Consider the following 19,222-nt stretch of genomic DNA (forward strand, 5'->3'; position numbering starts at 1 on the left):
TAATTCATGAGTCTCATCGATCTATCCGAAGTGAAGCCCGGTTCCCATGTCACGCTGCATTACCGGCTTGCACTGGCCGACGGCGCCGATATCGTCAACACGTTCTCCGACAAGCCCGCCACGCTGCTGCTCGGCGCGGGGCAACTGGCGCCGTCGCTGGAACAGATTCTGATCGGGCTCCGGGTCGGCGACCATTCGACTTTTCAGCTAACGCCCGAACAAGGGTTCGGTCCCCGCAATCCCGACATGCTCCAGCGCGTGACGCTGTCGACGCTGCGCGAGAACGGGATGGTCGGTGACGATTTCACGCCCGGCGAGCTGATCGAGTTCAACGCGCCGGACGGCGGTCGCTATGCAGGCGTGCTGAAGGAAGTCAGCGAAACCTCGGCGCTGTTCGACTTCAATCATCCGCTCGCGGGCCAAGCGCTCACGTTCGAAGTGAAAATCATCGGAATCCTGTAATCATGAGCACCACCGATACGCTGTCCGGACAGGCCGTCGCCACCGACGCCGAAATCCTGCTGGCCCAGCCGCGCGGTTTCTGCGCGGGGGTCGACCGCGCGATCGAGATCGTCGAGCGCGCGATCGCGATGCACGGTGCGCCGATCTACGTCCGTCACGAGATCGTCCACAACAAGTACGTGGTCGAGGATCTGAAGAAGAAGGGCGCCATCTTCGTCGAGGAACTCGAGGAAGTGCCGGCCGGCAACACCGTGATCTTCAGTGCGCACGGTGTGTCGAAGGCGGTGCGTGATGAAGCCGACGTGCGCGGGCTGCGCATTTACGACGCAACCTGCCCGCTCGTCACGAAGGTGCACGTCGAAGTGGCGAAGATGCGCCAGGACGGCGTCGACATTGTGATGATCGGTCACAAGGGCCACCCGGAAGTCGAAGGCACGATGGGGCAGGTCGAGCGCGGCATGCATCTCGTCGAGAGCGTCGAGGACGTGCAGAAGCTGCAGCTTGCCGACCCGGAGCGCATCGCGCTCGTCACGCAGACGACGCTGTCCGTCGACGATGCGGCCGAGATCATCGGCGCGCTGAAGGCGAAGTATCCGAAGATCCGCGAGCCGAAGAAGCAGGACATCTGCTATGCGACGCAGAACCGCCAGGACGCGGTGAAGTTCATGGCGCCGCAGTGCGACGTCGTGATCGTCGTCGGCAGCCCGAACAGCTCGAATTCGAGCCGTCTGCGCGAAGTGGCCGAAAAGCGCGGCGTGGCCGCGTACATGGTCGACGCGCCGGAACAGATCGATCCGGCATGGGTTGCCGGCAAGCGCCGCATCGGCGTGACGGCTGGCGCATCGGCGCCCGAAGTGCTGGCGCAGGCCGTGATCGCACGGCTGCGCGAACTCGGCGTGCGTAACGTCCGCGCACTCGACGGGATCGAGGAAAACGTATCGTTTCCGCTGCCGCGCGGGTTGAACCTGCCGCCCGCCGCCTGATTGCCGCATCGCACCCGCGATACACCCGAAGCGCGCCTCCCGGCGCGCTTTTTTTTGCGCCGCATAATTCATATCGCAACCATTATTCACATTAATGGTGCAACCCGGTTGCTATGCCGGTGCTCAAGCGTCTCTCAAAATTGGTTGCAATGCAGGAAAACCCCATCGAATCAGGATTATTGGCGTCCTATAAATGGAGTTACAATGCGCCCGTTTTCAAGCCGGAATGGCTTTGAAATCGGGTTTTGGCAAGGCGCGGGAGACCTACTCGATGCATGTGAAGTTGGCTTACGCCATGTCCGTCGCCGCACCGGTTGCAATGCTTGCCGGTTGCAGCAAAAAGAGCGACGACGGGGTGGGCAGGGAGACTGCGGTACACGCAGGACCGGCGGCCAGCGACGTGCGCGCTGCCACGACCGGTGGTGCGGTGCCGTTGGCGTGCCGCATTGCGCAATCGGACAGAGACAAGGATAACGGGGCACGTTTGGCGATCGAGGAATTCAACGCGCAAGGCCCGAAGTTCGGCATGCAGGCAGCACGGCGCGCAGTACGCGCCGGCGACGCCGCGGCCAGCCGGGCAACGGGCACGCGAGTGGCCCGACAACGCGCTGCGGCCGCAGTGGGGCGCGTCGATCGACGGACGCCCGGGTGTCGGGGCAACGCAGGCAACGTGCAGATGTCGCTGATCCCCATTCATTTCGATTCGACGAAACAGCATGTCGCCGCGACCCGTCGCGCTGCGGCAGGCGCGCTGCTTCATTCGACGGATTCCGACGGACTCCTGACGAAAGTCGGGTGCTGTCTTCGCGATGCCGGTTACGGCGTCGTGCGGGCGGCGGACGGCGCGCTTGCGAAGCAGGCGACGGCGTCCGGCATCGGAGCGCAAACCCTTGACGGCAATGGCATGTGCGCCGCCAAGGTGGTCGAGCCCGCGGACGACGCGGCGCGGAACCTGATCTGCCCGGTTGCGGGTTTCACCGCGGCCCGGACGGAAAAAGGCACGGACTTCGGAACACCGGACGACGGCCGTTTTGGCACGCAGCCCTACGACTTCAAGGAGGCCAACACCACCGTCCTCGATGTCGTGACGATTTAGCGACGGGACTCATGGCGGCACCGGCACAGTGCGGTGTCGTTTTTGTATCCGCTCCGGCGGCAGGTTCGGCCGTACAGGCCGGGCGGCGCGCGCCGGGACGATCCACCCTTACCGGTATCGACTAGTACCCGCAGTGTCGCCGAGAAGGCGCGATTCCTCGCTTACCCGCGGGGCGCAACGTCCTCCGGCAGCACGGGCCAAGGAGCTTTAAATGGATATCTTCGTCCAGCAGGTCCTCAACGGGCTGGTGCTCGGCAGTGTGTACGCCATCATCGCGTTGGGCTACACGATGGTGTACGGCATTCTCGGCATCATCAACTTCGCACACGGCGACGTGCTGATGATCGGTGCGATGGTCGCGCTTTCCGCGATCACCGTGCTGCAGAACCACTTCCCCGGACTCGGCAACGTTGCGACGTTGACGATCGGTCTTGGCATCGCTGCAGTCGTCTGTGCATTCCTCGGCTTCGCGATCGAAAAGGTCGCATACCGGCCGCTGCGCCGCGCGCCGCGCCTCGCCCCGCTGATCACCGCGATCGGCGTGTCGATCCTGCTGCAGACGGCTGCGATGATCATCTGGTCGCGCAATCCGCTGCCGTTCCCGCAATTGCTGCCGACCGATCCGATCAACGTGATCAAGGCCACCGACACGACGCCGGGCGCCGTGATCTCGGTGACCGAAATCGTGATCATCGCGGTGGCGTTTCTCGTGATGGCCGGCCTCCTGCTGCTCGTGCACAAGACCAAGCTCGGTCGTGCGATGCGTGCGATCGCGGAAAGCCCGAATACCGCGAGCCTGATGGGCGTGAACCCGAACTTCGTGATTTCGGCGACGTTCATGATCGGCTCCGCGCTCGCCGCGCTGGCCGGCGTGATGATCGCGTCCGAATACGGCAACGTGCACTTCTACATGGGCTTCATCCCCGGCATGAAGGCGTTCACGGCGGCGGTGCTCGGCGGGATCGGCAACCTGGGCGGCGCAATGGTCGGCGGCGTGCTGCTCGGCCTGATCGAGCAGCTCGGTGCGGGCTACATCGGCAACCTCACGGGTGGCGTGTTCGGCAGTAACTACCAGGACGTGTTCGCATTCATCGTGCTGATCATCGTGCTGGTGTTCCGTCCGTCGGGCCTGCTGGGCGAACGTGTCGCGGACCGCGCGTAACGGAAGGGGAGCAAACAACATGACATCCATTCAACCGATCGAATCGTCGACGTCGCTCGTCGAACAGCGCAACACGGCCAAGACCGTCACCATCGGCATCCTGACCGCGGCCCTCGTGATCGCGGCACCGATCGTGATCGGCTCGGCCGGCGGCAACTACTGGGTCCGCGTGCTCGACTTCGCGATGCTGTACGTGATGCTTGCGCTGGGCCTGAACGTGGTGGTCGGCTTCGCCGGCCTGCTCGACCTGGGCTACATCGCGTTCTACGCGGTGGGCGCATACACGGCAGCGCTGCTGAGCTCGCCGCACCTGACCACGCAGTTCGAGTGGATCGCGAACCTCGCGCCCGGCGGATTGCATCTGCCGTTCTTCGTCATCGTGCCGATCGCGATGGCGCTGGCGGCGACCTTCGGGATCCTGCTCGGCGCGCCGACGCTGCGCCTGCGCGGCGACTACCTGGCGATCGTGACGCTCGGCTTCGGTGAAATCGTCCGGATCTTCATGAACAACCTCGACCGTCCGGTGAACATCACCAACGGCCCGAAGGGGATCACGGGCATCGATCCGGTGCACGTCGGCGGCTTCAGCCTCGCGCAGACGCATACGCTGTTCGGCTTCCAGCTGCCGTCGGTCTACCTGTACTACTACCTGTTCGTGCTGTGCTCGCTGCTGGTGATCTGGGTCTGTACGCGTTTGCAGCACTCGCGTATCGGCCGTGCCTGGGCGGCGATCCGCGAAGACGAAATCGCCGCGAAGGCGATGGGCATCAACACCCGTAACGTGAAGCTGCTCGCGTTCGCGATGGGCGCGTCGTTCGGCGGTCTGTCGGGCGCGATGTTCGGCGCGTTCCAGGGCTTCGTGTCGCCGGAGTCGTTCACGTTCTGGGAATCGATCGTCGTGCTGGCCTGCGTGGTGCTCGGCGGCATGGGCCACATCCCGGGCGTGATCCTCGGTGCGGTGCTGCTCGCGATCTTCCCGGAATTCCTGCGCTCGACGATGAGCCCGCTGCAGCACGCGTTGTTCGGTCACGACATCGTCGATACCGAAGTGATCCGTCAGGCGCTGTACGGCCTCGCGATGGTGGTCATCATGCTGTACCGCTCGGAAGGCCTGTGGCCCGCGCCGAAGCATGAGGACAAGATCGCGAAACTGGCGAAGCGCAACAGCAAGAAGCCGGTGCGCGCCTAACCAACGGACAAGGGGATACACACATGAGCGACAAGCAAATCCGACTGTCCGTGCAGGGCGTGAACAAACGCTTCGGCGGGCTGCAGGCGCTGTCCGACGTCGGGCTGCAGATCCGCGAAGGCGAGATCTACGGCCTGATCGGCCCGAACGGCGCCGGCAAGACCACGTTCTTCAACGTGATCACGGGCCTCTACACGCCGGACTCCGGCGACTTCAAGCTGGACGGCACGAACTACACGCCGACGGCCGTGCATCAGGTCGCGAAGGCCGGCATCGCGCGTACGTTCCAGAACATTCGCCTGTTCGGCGGGATGACCGCGCTGGAAAACGTGATGGTGGGGCGCCACGTGCGCACCAAGCACGGGCTGCTCGGCGCGGTGTTCCAGACGCCGGCCGAACGTCAGGAAGAGCGCGAGATCAAGGAGCGTGCGATCGAGTTGCTCGAGTACGTCGGCGTGCTGCAGTACGCCGACTACACGTCGCGCAACCTGTCGTATGGCCACCAGCGTCGTCTTGAAATCGCGCGCGCGCTGGCAACCGACCCGAAGCTGCTCGCGCTCGACGAGCCGGCAGCCGGGATGAACGCGACCGAGAAGGTCGAACTCACGCGCCTGCTCGACAAGATCCGCTCGGACGGTCGCACGATTCTGCTGATCGAGCACGACGTGAAGCTCGTGATGGGACTGTGCAACCGGATGACGGTGCTCGATTACGGCAAGGTGATCGCCGAGGGTCTGCCGCAGGACGTGCAGAAGAATCCGAAGGTGATTGAGGCATATCTCGGCGCAGGGGTGCACTGATGGCAGCGGCAATGTTGAAAATCAAGGGCTTGCAGGTCAACTACGGCGGCATCCAGGCCGTCAAGGGCGTTGACATGGAAGTCCGCCAGGGCGAGCTCGTCACGCTGATCGGCGCGAACGGTGCCGGCAAGACCACGACGATGAAGGCGATCACGGGCCTGAAGGCGTACTCGGCGGGCGACATCGAGTACGACGGCAAGTCGATCAAGGGCGTGCCGTCGCACGAGCTGCTCAAGCGCGGCCTCGCGATGGTGCCGGAAGGCCGCGGGATCTTCGCGCGGATGTCGATCATCGAGAACATGCAGATGGGCGCGTACCTGCGCAACGACAACGACCAGATCAAGAAGGACGTCGACCGGATGTTCGGCTTCTTCCCGCGCCTGAAGGAGCGTGCATCGCAGCTCGCGGGCACGCTGTCGGGCGGCGAGCAGCAGATGCTGGCGATGTCGCGCGCGATTCTGTCGAAGCCGAAGCTGCTGTTGCTCGACGAGCCGTCGATGGGCCTGTCGCCGATCATGGTCGAGAAGATCTTCGAAGTGGTGCGCGAGATCTCGAAGGAGGGCATCACGGTGCTGCTGGTCGAGCAGAACGCACGTCTTGCGCTGCAGGCGGCCGACCGTGGTTACGTGATGGACTCGGGTACGGTCACGATGGAAGGCGACGCGAAGCAGATGCTCGACGATCCGAAGGTGCGGGCCGCGTATCTGGGCGAATGAGCGGGCCCGGTGCGGCGGCAGATGCCGGCGCACCGCGAGAGGGCTTTCGAAAAGCTGTCACGGGATGCCGTGACAGCTTTTTTTTCGTGCGGGGCGGTCGCCGGCGAACTATGCGGGCGGATGCGACTCCATTCATTCGACAGCGATGTTGATGGTGTGACGCACGACACGGCGGCGTGGCGGAGGTCGACAGCAGCGGCCCGCCACCGGCCGTCCGCTACCGGCCGTCCGCAAACCGACACGCGGGCTGCGTAGCATGGTCGATCCATCGGAACATGGAGAGCACGCATGAGTCTGGACTACGGTTTCGTGAAGGCGAAGGTGACGTCGGTGGCGCAGCTGAAGGGCTCGCCGCACGGCGGCGAAATCCAGTATCACATCCACCTGACGCTCGCGTTGCCGACAGGCGACTGGGACGTCGCGATCAACGTCGGAACCAGCGACGCGGACGACTTGCTGAACTACAAGCTTGTCTACGATTTCCATCATCCGGTCACCGCGACGCTCGCGGCCGCGGCCGAAGGTTATACGGATCTCACCGGGCAGGCCGCGCTGCCGGCGCTCGACTATCTGCGCAGCGACATCCTGAACGAGACGGGCGCGTGGCGCGCCAGCGCGGTGATGGACGGCACCGAGAATCCGGAGCCGATCCCGTCGCTGCTGCGGCTCGTCAATGCCGCGCAGTCGCAGGGGCTCGACGTCGCCGTGTTCGGCCGCACGTACTCGGAAGGCAACGGCATTCACGACACGCACATGAACCAGGGTTCGACGGGCTCGAACTACCTGCATCGCGTGGGCGACGACCACAACGATCACAACGACGTATGGCAGGACGGCGCACTGATCGTGCGCGTGAGCGAGTCGCAGTGGGCCGCGTATTTCGCGGCGTTCGAGCAGCAGGCCGTGCCGACCGATGCGCTCGGCAATCCGTTGCCGGGCGCGGGGCCGATCACGCGCTGAACGGGATGAGGGCGGCTGCCGGCCGTCAGGCGGCCGGCAGCGTCTTGCCGAACGAGATGCGTTCCTCGACGCGATAGCCGAGCGCCGCATAGAAGCGGCACGCATCGTCGTTGCCGGGCAGTACCTGCAGATTGATCTTCAGGCAGCCGCGCGCGGCGAGCGCACTTTCCGCATGCGCGATCAGCGCGCGGCCGATGCCGAGCCGACGCGCATCGTTCGACACGCCGAACGAGTAGAGCCAGCCGCGATGTCCGTCGAAACCCGCCATCAGCGTGCCGACCACCCGCGCGTCGCAGGTCGCGACGAAGAACAGCTCCGGCTGCGTCGCGAGCTTCAGCTCGATCGATCGCAGCGGGTCGCGGTGCGGCGGCGCGCCGGCTTCGTCGTACTGCGGGAACGCGTCACGCCAGACCGTGAGCACGGCATCGGTGTCGGCGCGTTCGAACGGGCGGATAGCAACAGCATCGGCGGCGGCATCCATCGCGGCGCTCTCCTTACAGCGTGTCGAGGATCGACCGCAGCATCGCCATCATCTGGTCGATCTCTTCGGTCGTGACGTTCAGTGCGGGCATGAAGCGCAGCAGGTTCGGGCGCGCCGCGTTGAGCAGCAGGCCGTCGGGCTGCATCTCGCGCGCCTTCTCGACGATCTGCGTGCCGATGTCCTTGCCGAGCAGCAGCGCGCGCAGCAGGCCTTCACCGCGTTCGCCTTCGAAGCCGCGCTCTTCCGACAGTTCGAGCAGCTTGCGCTTCAGATACTCGCCGCGCGCACGCACGCCTTCGAGGAAGCCGGGCGCGACGAGCTGCGAGATCACCGAGTAGCCAGCCGCCGTCATCAGCGGGTTGCCGTTGTACGTGCCGCCCTGGTCGCCGGCCTCGAACACCGCGACGTCGGCCTTCGACAGCAGCGCCGCGAGCGGCACGCCGCTGCCGATGCCCTTGCCGAGCGTCATGATGTCCGGCTCGATGTCGGAGAGCTCGTACGCGAACAGCGTGCCCGCGCGGCCGCAGCCGCTTTGCACTTCGTCGACGATCAGCAGCAGGTTGTGCTGCTTCGTCAGTGCGCGCAGCTCGCGCATGAATTCGGGCGTCGCCGGAATCACGCCGCCTTCACCCTGGATCGGCTCGAGCATCACCGCGACGGTCTTGTCGGTGATCAGCTTTTCGACCGAATTGATGTTGTTCAGCTCGGCCTTCGGGAAGCCCGGCACCTGCGGTGCGTAGATGGTGTCCCAGCCCGGCTTGCCGCTGGCCGACATGGTCGCGAGCGTGCGGCCGTGGAAGCTGTGGTCGAACGTGATGATCTCGTACGCGCCGTTCCGGAACTTGCGGCCCCACTTGCGCGCGAGCTTGATCGCGCCTTCGTTCGCTTCGGCGCCGCTGTTCGTGAAGAACACCTTGTCGAACACGCTGTGCTGCGTGAGCAGCCCCGCGAGCTTCGCCATCGGCTCGTTGTAGAACGCCGGCGACGGGTTCAGCAGCGTTTCCGCCTGCTTCTTCAGCGCTTCGACCACGCCGTCGTTGCAGTGGCCGAGACTGTTGACGGCCCAGCCCTGGATGAAGTCCAGATATCGCTTGCCCGTTTGATCGTAGAGCCACGAACCCTTGCCGTGCGTAAACACGATGTCGGGGCGGTTCGTGATGTACATCAGCGAGTCGATCGGGTAATCGTTCAGGGGCATGGCAGCAGACTCCAGCGGACGTTGAAAAGGAAACGGGCAATAAAAAAGCCACGGAATGCCGTGGCTGGTGGATCGAACAGCTTGTGCGTAACCGGTGAAGCGGGGGAGGGTTACGCGCGAGTCCGTGACGAGCCGGCGGCATCCGGGCGGAGCGGCGAGCGGCGACGTCGAAGGGCGGACAGGTAGCGGTTCATGTGCGCAAGCATAAGGCATCCCGCGCCCCACTGTAAACCGCCGCGATGCCACGGATGTGACACGGCGGCGCGCAGCGGGGGCGCAGGTGCCCGGTACTCAGACCGGATGCGCGAGATCGGCGGCGCTCGTGAACGAGTCCGCGTAGAACTCGTCGGCCGGCAGTGCGTGGTGCTGCGTGAAGTCGCGCTGCGCGGATTCGACCATCACCGGCGCGCCGCAGGCGTACACCTGGTGGCCCGACAGATCGGGCAGATCCTCGATCACCGCGCGGTGGACGAAGCCGGTACGGCCGGTCCACTGGTCGGTGTCTTCCGGTTCGGACAGCACCGGCACGTACTTGAAGTTCGGAATCTCGCGCGCCCACTGCTCGGCCAGCTCGCCGAGGTAGATGTCCTGCTTGCGGCGGGCGCCCCAGTAGAGCGTCATCGGGCGCGTGATGCCCGAGTGCTTGACGTGCTCGATGATCGCCTTGATCGGCGCGAAGCCGGTGCCCGATGCGAGCAGCACGATCGGCTTGTCGGAGTCCTCGCGCAGGAAGAACGTGCCGAGCGGGCCTTCGAAGCGCAGGATGTCGCGTTCCTTCATCGCGCCGAACACGTGGTCGGTGAACTTGCCGCCCGGCATGTGGCGGATGTGCAGCTCGATCGGGCCTTCCTCGTGCGGCGCGTTCGCCATCGAGTAGCTGCGGCGCGAGCCGTCCTTCAGGATGAACTCGACGTACTGGCCCGCGAGGTACTGCAGGCGTTCGTTGGCGGGCAGCTGCAGCTTCACGATCATCACGTCGTCGGCGCGGCGTTCGAGCGCGGCGATCCGGCACGGCAGCTTCTTCACCTGCACGCCGTCGACGCCGGCGATTTCACGCACGTCGATCTCCAGGTCGCATTGCGCCTTCGAGCAGCACAGCAGCGCGAGGCCGCGCGTGCGTTCGTCGTTGGACAGTGCCGATGCGGCATGCGGGCCCTGTTCGATCTGGCCCGACACGATCTGGCCCTTGCAGGAGCCGCACGCGCCGTTCTTGCACCCGTACGGCAGATGGACGTTCTGGCGCAGCGCTGCCGCCAGCACGGTTTCGTCCGACTCGACCTGGAACTGCCGGCCGCTTTGCTTGAGAGTAACGTTGAATGCCATAGAACCAAATAGAACAAAATGTGGGGACCGTGCATCTCGCGCACGGCAGCTACAATGCAAACCCGTTGCGCGCCGCGCAACGGTGGCTACTGATTTCGCAACCAACATGATCGCGACTCGAATCCTGCGCCGGCCGCGCGTACTGATCGTCGGCTGCGGCGACGTCGGGCTGCGCTGCGTCGCGCAATGGCGCGACGCGCACCGCAACCTGCGCATCGTCGCGCTGACGAGCCATCCGGGCCGCTGCGACACATTGCGCGCGGCGGGCGCGACGCCGATCGTCGGCAACCTCGATCGCCGGGCGACGCTCGGGCGTCTCGCGGGGCTCGCCGGTACGATCCTGCATCTTGCGCCGCCGCAATCCGACGGTCGCGACGACCTGCGCACGCGTGCGCTGATCGCCGCATTGTCCGTGCCCGCGCGGCGCCCGACCGTACCAGCGGTAGCGTCGGTCGGCCGGCTTCGCACGCTGCGCGCCGCTGCCCGACAGGCTGGCGCGCCGCTTCGGGCAGCGCGTATTGTACCCGACGCCCTTCGTGCGCCGACGCTCGTCTACGCCAGCACGACGGGCGTATACGGCGACTGCGGCGGCGCGCGAATCGACGAAACGCAGCCGCTGCGCCCTGCGAATCCGCGTGCGTTCCGGCGCGTGTCGGCCGAGCGTCAACTGCGGGCGGCGACGGTGCGCGGCGTGCTGTCCGCGCGCCTCGTGCGCATTCCGGGCATCTACGCGGCGAACCGGCTGCCGCTCGCGCGGCTCGAGCGCGGCACGCCGGCGCTCGACGCGGCCGACGACGTGTACACGAACCACATCCATGCGGACGACCTTGCGACGATCCTGCGCCGGGCAGCCGTGCGCGGCAGGCCGGCGCGCGCGGTGCATGCGTCGGACGACAGCGAGCTGCGAATGGGAGAGTATTTCGACCGGGTCGCGCAGGCGTTCGGTCTGCCGCCGCCGCCGCGCATCAGCCGCGCGGACGCCGAGCGTCAACTCGAGCCGACGCTCCTGTCGTTCATGCGTGAATCGCGGCGCTTGTCGAATGCCCGGCTCAAGGCCGAATTGTGCGTGACGTTGCGCTATCCGACCGTAGACGAATTCCTTCAAACGCTCGCGCCGGGCGGCGCATCAGGTGAGCGCGGGTAACGCTTCGATCAGCAGGAAGCACAGCAGCGCGCCGATCAGCGCGCCAATCAGGTTCGGATGATATTTGTGCTTCATGTGCATCGTGGCCAGCAGCGCACCGATCACGATGGCGCCCACGATTGCGAACGTGATCGTCACGTACGAAAGCTCGAACGAATGGTTGATGTTCATGATGTCCCCCTGCGTCGCTGCTCGTGCAGCTTGTGATTTCAGTATAGCGGGGGATCGCGCGGCCGCGATGCGGCCGGACGTCGAACGGTCGTGCGGATTTTCCCTTACAGGGTTTTGACGGGATTGTGGAGTGCTGAAAGGTCGGTTTCGCCGAGCCAGCGCCATGCGCCCGGTGCGAGGTCGTCCGGCAGCGTGAAGCCGCCGATGCTTTCACGGTGCAGCGCCTCGACGCGATTGCTGGCCGCGGCGACCATCCGTTTCACCTGATGATATTTGCCTTCAAGGACGGTCAGCGCGAGCGCGTGTGTGTCGCGCGCGTCGGCGGCGACCGCCGCGATCGGCTTCGGCTCGCCGTGCAGTTGCACGCCGGCGCGCAGCGCCGCGAGTTGCGCGTCGTCGAGCGGATGGCGCACCGTGGCGACGTAGGTCTTGGGCACCTTGCGCTTGGGCGACGTGTACGCATGCACGAACTGGCCGTCGTCGGACAGCAGCAGCAGGCCCGTCGTGTCCTGGTCGAGGCGCCCGACGCACTGCACGCCGCGCGCGACGAGCGGCGCCGGCAGCAGGCTGAACACGCTGGCATGGTGTTGCGGGTCGCGCGAACACTCGTAGCCGGCCGGCTTGTTGAGCGCGAGATACGCGTGCGCGTGGAACGGCCACGCGATGTCGTCGACCGTGAACACGAAGCCGTCGGTGTCGAACGATGCGTCGGGGGCGGTCGCGCTCGCGCCCGCGACGGTGACGCGGCCCGATTCGATCAGGCCGCGGCACTGGCGGCGCGAGCCGAAGCCCTGCGTGTAGAGAATGCTTTCGAGATCCATAGCGCGCGCATTCTATCAAGCGGCGCGCCGGCATCGGCGCGAATCGGTGCGCGCTGGTAAGCTGCCGGGGCGTCGCGCCGCGTGCGGCGCTCGTTCATTCTTCACGGAAAGTCCATGGCATTCGACCCGTTGCTGTTCGGCCGCAAGGCCGCCGCCGTCGTGCTGGCCGCGACGGTTTCGTCGGCGGCATTCGCGCACGCGCACGTCGCGCACAGCGATCCGGCCGCGAACGCGGCGCTGGCCGCCGCACCCGCCGCCGTCACGATCGCTTTCACCGAGCCGCTGGAGCCGGCGTTCAGCTCGATCGTCGTCGTCGACGGCGACGGCAAGACCGTTTCCAACGGCCGCGCGAACATCGACGCCGCAACCGCCAGGCGGATGACGGTGCCGCTCACCGCGCTCGGCACGGGCGCCTATACGGTGAAATGGGTGGCGGTGGCGACCGACGGGCATCGCACGCAAGGGGCATACGGCTTCAGCGTGAAGTAGTGCCACGACGGCGGCAGGCGCGTGCCAGGGCCGCCCGCCGTCGTTTCCATTCGACAGGAGCCTGCCACATGAATCCGACGACGCTCGACGCACTCGCCGATTTTCCCCGCCTGCTCGAAGCCTATTTCGCCGCCGTGCCGGATGGCTATGCGCGCTGGACGCCCGACGACTGGAGCGGGATCCCGAGCGAGCATTTCTCGCCGCTCGGGCAGCTCTGCCACGTGCGCGACATCGAGATCGACGGCTATCACGTGCGGTTGCGGCGCATGCTCGACGAGGATCGGCCGCTGCTGGTGTCGGTCGACGGCGACGCGCTCGCGACCGAGCGCCGCTACGAGGCCGCCTATGCGTCCGACGTGCTCGCGGCGATTCGCGATGCGCGGCGCGACACGCTCGACCTGCTCGCGCGCCTCACCCCGGAACAGTTTGCGCGCACCGGCGAGTTCGAAGGCTACGGCCCGCTGACCGTGCGTGGCCTCGTCCATTACCTGTGCAGCCACGATCAGCAGCATCTGGCCGGCATGCAATGGTTGCTCGGCAAGATCGATGCAACGCTGCATGCGCGTTGATTTGCGCGGCTACCCGGATCATCCCAAGCGGATTTCGATGCGGTTGTCAGTGGGGCAGGACACCGTTCGCGCGTTTCGATTGGATCGTTTTTCTGGATAATCCATCCAGCCGCGCCGGGCTGACCGGTGCGTCGCGCGTGCCTACACTCCTAGCTTCATTCAACGAAAAAGGAGTCAGCCGTGGCCACTCACACGCTCGCAGACAAGGTCGTCCTGATCGCAGGCGGCGCCAAGAATCTCGGCGGCCTGATCGCCCGGGATCTGGCCAGCCACGGCGCGAAGGCGGTGGCGATTCACTACAACAGCGCGGCGTCGCAGGCGCAGGCCGAGGAAACGGCTGCGGCCGTGCGTGCGGCCGGTGCGCAAGCCGCGACGTTCCAGGCCGACCTGACGACGGCCGCCGCGGTCGAGCAGCTGTTCGACGCCGCGAAGCAGCGCTTCGGCAAGATCGACATCGCGATCAATACCGTCGGCAAGGTGCTGAAGAAACCGTTCACCGACATCACCGAGGCCGAATACGACGAGATGTTCGCGGTCAACAGCAAGTCGGCGTTCTTCTTCATCAAGGAAGCGGGGCGGCACCTCGAGGATCACGGCAAGCTCGTCACGCTCGTGACGTCGCTGCTCGGCGCGTTCACACCGTTCTACGCGGCCTACGAAGGATCGAAGGCGCCGGTCGAGCACTTCACGCGCGCGGCGTCGAAGGAATACGGCGCGCGCGGGATCTCGGTGACGGCGGTCGGGCCGGGCCCGATGGACACGCCGTTCTTCTACCCGGCAGAAGGCGCCGACGCGGTTGCGTATCACAAGACCGCGGCCGCGCTGTCGCCGTTCAGCAAGACGGGCCTGACCGATATCGAGGACGTCGTGCCGTTCATCCGCCATCTGGTGACCGACGGCTGGTGGATCACCGGCCAGACGATCCTGATCAACGGCGGCTATACGACGAAGTAACCCACGACGTCACGCTCGCCTGCGGTCGTCGCGGGCGAGCGGCGCACCGCAATGGCGCGTTTGCATGGACAATGGACGGGCGCGCGGGCACGAGGCCGCGCGCCCGTTTCTTCTGGGTCGCCGGAGCCGGCCGCTGCGCACGACGGCGGCCGGTGACGGTTGCCCGAACCTACGTTTTCCGCCGATGGACAAGCTGGATCAGGTCAGGATCTTCCTTCAGGTTGCCGAGATGGGCAGCTTCATCAAGGCCGCGCACGCGCTCGACGTGCCGCGCGCGACCGTATCGGCTGCCGTCCAGCAGCTCGAGACGGCGCTCGGCACGCGGCTGTTGCATCGCACGACGCGGCAAGTCCAGCTGACCGCCGACGGTGCGCTGCTGCTCGAGCGCGGCCGGCGTCTGCTCGCGGAAGCCGACGAGCTCGACCGGCTGTTCCGGCGGCGTGATCGCGACGTGATCGGGCGGCTGAACGTCGATGCGCCGAGCCGGATCGCGCGCCGCGTGATCGCGCCCGCGCTGCCGTCGCTGTTTCGTCGCCACCCGAAGCTGCAACTGTCGCTCGGCTCGACGGACCGCTCGATCGATCTGGTGCAAGAGGGCGTCGACTGTGCGATCCGGGTCGGGCGGCTCGCGGACAGCAGCCTCGTCGTGCGGCCGCTCGGGCAGTTCGCGCTGATCAACTGCGCGAGCCCCGACTACCTGCGCGAGTGCGGTGTGCCCGAGCATCCGGACGCGCTTGCGCACGGGCACTGGGCGATCGGCTATGCATCGCCGACGACCGGGCGCGAGCTCGACTGGGAATACTGCGCGGACGGCGGGCGGCACACGCTGGCGCTGCCGAGCCGCGTGATCGTCAACAACGCCGAAACCTATATCGCGAGCTGCATCGCCGGAATGGGGCTGATCCAGATCCCGCGCTTCGACGTTGCCCATCTGCTCGACAGCGGCGCGCTCGTCGAGGTGATGCCCGGCCACCGGGCCGCGCCGATGGACGTGTCGGCAGTCTATCCGCATCGTCGCCACCGGTCGCGGCGGCTCAACGCGTTCATCGAGTGGTTCGGGGAACTGATGGCGGATGCGTTGAACGACACGGGCGCGGCTGCGGGCGGTGACTGAACGGTGCGGTGTCGGGGCGCGGTAACGATTTGCCCGGCACGATCGGCCGGCGTCGACGAAGACGCGTTCGCATCGCAGGGCGACGCGGCGTGACCCCGCGACCGGCGCGCGCGTTCAGTCGGCCAGCGCGGCGAAGCGCCGCGTGCGCCCGGTGGCCCGCACCGCGTCGATCAACGCGGCGCCGGCCCCGTCGGGCTTCGACGCGAACGCGTAAAAGCGCGCGGCCGGCAATGCCGGCAGTCCGTCATCCGGCCCGCACGCGCGCAGGCCGTCACGCAACTGGCTGCGCGCGAGCGCCGTGACCGCGAAGCCCGCGAGCGCGGCCGACACGCAGCCGGCCATGCTGCCGCTTTCGAACTGCACGCGAAACGGCCGCAGCGCGGCGGCGAGCGAGGACACGGCCGCTTCCCGGTACACGCACGGCTCCGGAAACAGCGCGAGCGGCACGTCATCCGTGACATCGAGTGCGGTGTCCGACGCGAACGCCCACACGAGCGGCTCCTCCCACAGCAGTTCCCCGGCTGAATCGACCTGCCGGCATTGCTTGCCGAACACGACGTCGAGCCGGCCCAGCGTTTGCTCGCGCAGCAGCGATGCGGTGATGCCGACCTTCAGCTCGATCGACGAGCACGGATGGCTGTCGCGGAACGTGCGCAGCACCTGCGGCAGCCACGTGCCCGCGAAGTCCTCCGATGCGCCGACGCGCAACCGGCCGTGCGCCGCAGCGCCGCGCAGCCGGGCGCGTACCTCGCGCTCCATGTCGACGATGTTGCGCGCGTACGCATACAGCGTGTCACCGGCCGGCGTGAGCGCGACGCGGCGCGTGGTGCGCGCGAGCAGCACCGTGCCCGCCGCCTGTTCGAGCCGCTTGATGTGGCCGCTGACCGCGGACGGCGTCAGCGCGAGGCGCTCGGCGGCCGGCGCAAAGCCGCGGCTGTCGACGACTTCGAGAAAAGTGCGCAACAGCGCGATGTCGAGCGTGGTCGACGCGGGATCGTTCGGCGGTTCCATCTGTCGATTCAACGTGATATTCGAAGAATGGATGATAATACTCCGCGAATCGTGATGAGCGGCGGCCCTATCATCGACTTTCGGACCGATCTACCGGAGTGCTCGATGACCGCTTATCACCATGCGACGACCGCGTCGCTCGACATTGGCTATCTCGAATGGAACCCGCGCGGCGAGCGCGTGGCCGTGCTGCTGCACGGCTGGCCGGACAGCCCGGTCGGCTGGGAAACGGTGGCGCAGACGCTTGCCGCGCGCGGCTACCGCGTGCTCGCCCCGGCGCTGCGCGGCTTCGCGCCGACCCGCTTTCGCGATCCCGCGACGCCGCGCAGCGGCCGGCTCGCGGCGCTTGGCCGCGACCTGCTCGAATTCGTCGATGCGCTCGGCATCGAGCGGCCGGTACTGGTCGGGCACGACTGGGGCGCACGCGCGGCGGCGAACGCCTGCGGGCTACGCGACGGCGCGGCGTCGCATCTGGTGATGCTGTCGGTGGGGTACGGCACGAACGATCCGGCCCAGCCGCTATCGCTGTCGCAGGCGCGCAATTACTGGTACCACTGGTACATGGCGACGCCGCGCGGCGAGCAGGCGCTGCGCGACGATCGCCGCGCGTTCGCGCGTCTGATGTGGGACACATGGTCGCCGGCCGGCTGGTACGACGCGCGCGACTTCGACGCGGCCGCAACGGCCTTCGACGGGCCGGACTGGATCGAGGTGGTGCTGCATTCGTACCGGTATCGCTGGGGATTCGTCGACGGCGCCGCCGCGTATGCGGAAGACGACGCGCAACTGACGCCCGCACCCGTGCTGTCGGTGCCGACGCTCGTGTTGCACGGCGGCGCGGATACCTGCACCGGGCCGGAGACCTCCGCGGGGCGCGAGGGGTATTTCACCGGCCGCTACGCGCGTACCGTGCTGGACGGCGTCGGGCATTTTCCGCAGCGGGAGGCGCCGGGCGCGGTCGCGGATGCGATTTTGAGGTTCTGCGAGCAAGGCTGAGCGCGCGGCGCGCACCAGGGTGCGATGCGGAACGTTGCCGGCGGACGAACAGCCGGGGTGCATGCGGCCCCGACTGGCCGGGCACCGGCGGTTCGCGCCGCAGGCTGCATTCATTCTTCATTCAGCATGGCCGATCGCGGCGCGGCAGGCATGCCGCGCGCGGCCAAAACAAAAAACCCGCGAAGCGGCGAGCTTGCGCGGGTTTCGACAGCTGCAGCGCATGACGCTGCGAAAAATACTGGTGCCCAGGGCCGGAATCGAACCGGCACGCCTTGCGGCGGGGGATTTTGAGTCCCCTGCGTCTACCAATTTCACCACCTGGGCTTTAATCCTGGCCGCGCATGCGATTGTGCGCGGCGAAACGCGAATTATGGCGGAAAATGCAGCACCGGGCAAGCTGCCCGATACCGGCCCGCGTTACTGGCTCAGATAGACGAACTGGCCGTGCCTCACGATCCCCATCACGCTCGCGCGTTGATCGAGCCCCACATGGTCCTTGTCGCTCGTATTGACCACGCCGTTCGGCACGACGAGTTCGTGCGCGCGTTCGAGCTCGCGCCGCAGCGCTGTGCGAAACGCCGGCGTGCCGGGCTGCGCGGTCTTCAGCGCGCGGCCGACCGCGTCCGCGAGGCGCGGGTACACGCCCGCCGCGTCGCCGGCGAACTGCGTGACCGTGCCGGCGCCGTATTTCGCTTCATACGCGTCGACGAACGCCAGCGCGGCCTTGCGGGCCGGATGGTCGGCGGGCAGCGTGCGCGCGACGACCACCGGCTGGGTCGGGAACAGCGTCCCGTCGACATCCTTGCCGCCGAGCTTGATGAATTCCGGCGTCGCGATTCCGTGCGTCTGGTAGATCGCGCCCTTGTAGCCACGCTCGACCAGCGTGCGCTGCGGCAGCACGGCCGGCGTGCCCGCGCCCGCGATCAGGATCGCATCGGGTTTCGCGGCCATCAGCTTCAGTGCCTGGCCCGTGACGCTCGAGTCGGTGCGGTTGAAGCGCTCCGTCGCGACGACGCGGATCTTGCGCACCTCGGCGAAGCGCGTGAACTCGTTCAGCCAGCTGTCGCCGTAGCTGTCCGCGAAGCCGATGAAGCCGACCGTCTTCACGCCGTGGTTGGCCATGTAGCGCGTCATCACGTCGGCCATCGCGCTGTCGCTCTGCGCCATCTTGAACGCCCAGGTCCGCGCGCCTTCCTGCGGCTCGACGATCGCGGCGGAGCCGACCAGCGTGATCATCGGTGTCTGGGCAGCCGCCACCGCGTCGAGCGCCGCGAGCGCGGCGGGCGTGATGTTCGGCCCGACCACCACGTCGACGTGATCCTCGTCCACCAGCTTGCGGATGTTGCGCACGGCGGCGCCCGGGTCGGATGCGTCGTCGAGCACCGTCACCTGCAGCGGCTGCCCGGCGATCGTCTTCGGCCACATCAGGATCGCGTTCTTGCTGGTGATGCCGATCGCGGCGGCCGGGCCGGTCGACGACAGGTCGACGCCGACCTTCAGGTCGGCATGCGCGGCCGCGCATGCGAGCACGAGGGCGGCGCCGGCGGCGCGGCGCAACAGGGCGGGAGGCGTCATGCGGGGAT

General features: G+C 66.9%; 21 protein-coding genes and 1 tRNA gene. 14 read left to right on the forward strand and 8 right to left on the reverse strand.

All coding sequences use genetic code 11. The features are described 5' to 3' along the window. Nucleotides 1-6 precede the first annotated feature (6 nt). The 8 genes from BX604_RS11195 (at nt 7) to BX604_RS11230 (ending at nt 7,368) form a co-directional block, all read left to right on the forward strand. Nucleotides 7-462 carry an FKBP-type peptidyl-prolyl cis-trans isomerase gene (locus tag BX604_RS11195; RefSeq protein WP_014896285.1) on the forward strand — a complete coding sequence of 152 codons (456 nt, stop codon included), beginning with the start codon at nt 7-9 and terminating at the stop codon, nt 460-462. 2 nt (nt 463-464) lie between these two features. Then, on the forward strand, nt 465-1,445 hold the full coding sequence (gene ispH, locus BX604_RS11200; protein ID WP_098550859.1) for a 4-hydroxy-3-methylbut-2-enyl diphosphate reductase: 981 nt from the start codon (nt 465-467) through the stop codon (nt 1,443-1,445). A 271-nt stretch (nt 1,446-1,716) separates the two neighbouring features. Next, the gene (locus tag BX604_RS11205; RefSeq protein ID WP_098552831.1) at nt 1,717-2,541 is read left to right on the forward strand and encodes a branched-chain amino acid ABC transporter; all 825 of its coding nucleotides are present in this window, start codon (nt 1,717-1,719) and stop codon (nt 2,539-2,541) included. A gap of 211 nt (nt 2,542-2,752) precedes the next feature. Further along, nucleotides 2,753-3,703, forward strand: coding sequence for a branched-chain amino acid ABC transporter permease (locus BX604_RS11210; RefSeq protein ID WP_098550860.1), 951 nt, complete (start codon nt 2,753-2,755; stop codon nt 3,701-3,703). Between the two features lie 19 nt (nt 3,704-3,722). Next, nucleotides 3,723-4,892, forward strand: coding sequence for an ABC transporter permease subunit (locus BX604_RS11215; RefSeq protein WP_098550861.1), 1,170 nt, complete (start codon nt 3,723-3,725; stop codon nt 4,890-4,892). A 23-nt stretch (nt 4,893-4,915) separates the two neighbouring features. Further along, entirely contained in the window at nt 4,916-5,692 is a 777-nt protein-coding gene (locus BX604_RS11220) for an ABC transporter ATP-binding protein (RefSeq protein WP_027785192.1), read from the forward strand. After that, a complete protein-coding gene (locus BX604_RS11225) occupies nt 5,692-6,408 on the forward strand; it encodes an ABC transporter ATP-binding protein (RefSeq protein ID WP_098550862.1) in 717 nt (238 codons plus the stop codon). Before BX604_RS11220 ends, BX604_RS11225 begins: the two co-directional genes overlap by 1 nt. 288 nt (nt 6,409-6,696) lie before the next feature. Continuing rightward, nucleotides 6,697-7,368, forward strand: coding sequence for a DUF2278 family protein (locus tag BX604_RS11230; protein ID WP_098550863.1), 672 nt, complete (start codon nt 6,697-6,699; stop codon nt 7,366-7,368). 25 nt (nt 7,369-7,393) lie between these two features. On the opposite strand, the gene BX604_RS11235 is transcribed toward BX604_RS11230, so the two are convergent. From BX604_RS11235 to BX604_RS11245, 3 genes are all read right to left on the reverse strand, one after another. Beyond that, nucleotides 7,394-7,849: a GNAT family acetyltransferase gene (locus tag BX604_RS11235; RefSeq protein WP_098550864.1), complete on the reverse strand. Its 456-nt coding sequence runs from the start codon at nt 7,847-7,849 to the stop codon at nt 7,394-7,396. Nucleotides 7,850-7,862: 13 nt separating this feature from the next. Beyond that, complete coding sequence (locus BX604_RS11240) at nt 7,863-9,047, reverse strand: acetylornithine transaminase (protein WP_098550865.1); 1,185 nt, start codon at nt 9,045-9,047, stop codon at nt 7,863-7,865. 291 nt (nt 9,048-9,338) lie between these two features. Beyond that, entirely contained in the window at nt 9,339-10,370 is a 1,032-nt protein-coding gene (locus BX604_RS11245) for a CDP-6-deoxy-delta-3,4-glucoseen reductase (protein WP_098550866.1), read from the reverse strand. Between the two features lie 106 nt (nt 10,371-10,476). Between BX604_RS11245 and BX604_RS11250 the strand changes: the two genes are divergently transcribed. Further along, nucleotides 10,477-11,514, forward strand: coding sequence for an NAD-dependent epimerase/dehydratase family protein (locus BX604_RS11250; protein WP_098550867.1), 1,038 nt, complete (start codon nt 10,477-10,479; stop codon nt 11,512-11,514). On the opposite strand, the gene BX604_RS11255 is transcribed toward BX604_RS11250, so the two are convergent. Together BX604_RS11255 and BX604_RS11260 are read right to left on the reverse strand one after the other, a co-directional pair. Further along, nucleotides 11,497-11,685: a hypothetical protein gene (locus tag BX604_RS11255; RefSeq protein ID WP_098550868.1), complete on the reverse strand. Its 189-nt coding sequence runs from the start codon at nt 11,683-11,685 to the stop codon at nt 11,497-11,499. The genes BX604_RS11250 and BX604_RS11255 overlap by 18 nt on opposite strands. A 104-nt stretch (nt 11,686-11,789) precedes the next feature. After that, the gene (locus BX604_RS11260; RefSeq protein WP_098550869.1) at nt 11,790-12,506 is read right to left on the reverse strand and encodes a pseudouridine synthase; all 717 of its coding nucleotides are present in this window, start codon (nt 12,504-12,506) and stop codon (nt 11,790-11,792) included. 114 nt (nt 12,507-12,620) lie between these two features. On the opposite strand from BX604_RS11260, the gene copC reads away from it, so the two are divergent. From copC to BX604_RS11280, 4 genes are all read left to right on the forward strand, one after another. Further along, the gene (gene copC / locus BX604_RS11265) at nt 12,621-12,995 is read left to right on the forward strand and encodes a copper homeostasis periplasmic binding protein CopC (RefSeq protein ID WP_098550870.1); all 375 of its coding nucleotides are present in this window, start codon (nt 12,621-12,623) and stop codon (nt 12,993-12,995) included. A 68-nt stretch (nt 12,996-13,063) separates the two neighbouring features. Then, nucleotides 13,064-13,564, forward strand: a complete 501-nt coding sequence (locus tag BX604_RS11270) for a DinB family protein (RefSeq protein ID WP_098550871.1) — start codon at nt 13,064-13,066, stop codon at nt 13,562-13,564. A 180-nt stretch (nt 13,565-13,744) separates the two neighbouring features. Next, on the forward strand, nt 13,745-14,518 hold the full coding sequence (locus BX604_RS11275; protein WP_098550872.1) for an SDR family oxidoreductase: 774 nt from the start codon (nt 13,745-13,747) through the stop codon (nt 14,516-14,518). 184 nt (nt 14,519-14,702) lie between these two features. Then, nucleotides 14,703-15,632 (forward strand): LysR family transcriptional regulator, encoded by a 930-nt coding sequence (locus tag BX604_RS11280; RefSeq protein ID WP_098550873.1) that lies wholly within the window; start codon nt 14,703-14,705, stop codon nt 15,630-15,632. A 114-nt stretch (nt 15,633-15,746) separates the two neighbouring features. Here the strand turns inward: BX604_RS11280 and BX604_RS11285 are convergent, their stop codons facing one another. Further along, complete coding sequence (locus BX604_RS11285; protein ID WP_098550874.1) at nt 15,747-16,643, reverse strand: LysR family transcriptional regulator; 897 nt, start codon at nt 16,641-16,643, stop codon at nt 15,747-15,749. Nucleotides 16,644-16,748: 105 nt separating this feature from the next. On the opposite strand from BX604_RS11285, the gene BX604_RS11290 reads away from it, so the two are divergent. After that, nucleotides 16,749-17,639 carry an alpha/beta fold hydrolase gene (locus tag BX604_RS11290; protein ID WP_098550875.1) on the forward strand — a complete coding sequence of 297 codons (891 nt, stop codon included), beginning with the start codon at nt 16,749-16,751 and terminating at the stop codon, nt 17,637-17,639. Nucleotides 17,640-17,878: 239 nt separating this feature from the next. On the opposite strand, the gene BX604_RS11295 is transcribed toward BX604_RS11290, so the two are convergent. Next, nucleotides 17,879-17,963: transfer RNA gene (locus BX604_RS11295), tRNA-Leu, on the reverse strand. Nucleotides 17,964-18,056: 93 nt separating this feature from the next. Further along, nucleotides 18,057-19,214 carry an ABC transporter substrate-binding protein gene (locus BX604_RS11300; RefSeq protein WP_098550876.1) on the reverse strand — a complete coding sequence of 386 codons (1,158 nt, stop codon included), beginning with the start codon at nt 19,212-19,214 and terminating at the stop codon, nt 18,057-18,059. Nucleotides 19,215-19,222: the final 8 nt, after the last annotated feature.

This window comes from Burkholderia sp. JKS000303 (genome assembly GCF_002563755.1).
In the GTDB taxonomy this organism is placed as follows: Bacteria; Pseudomonadota; Gammaproteobacteria; order Burkholderiales; family Burkholderiaceae; genus Burkholderia; species Burkholderia anthina_B.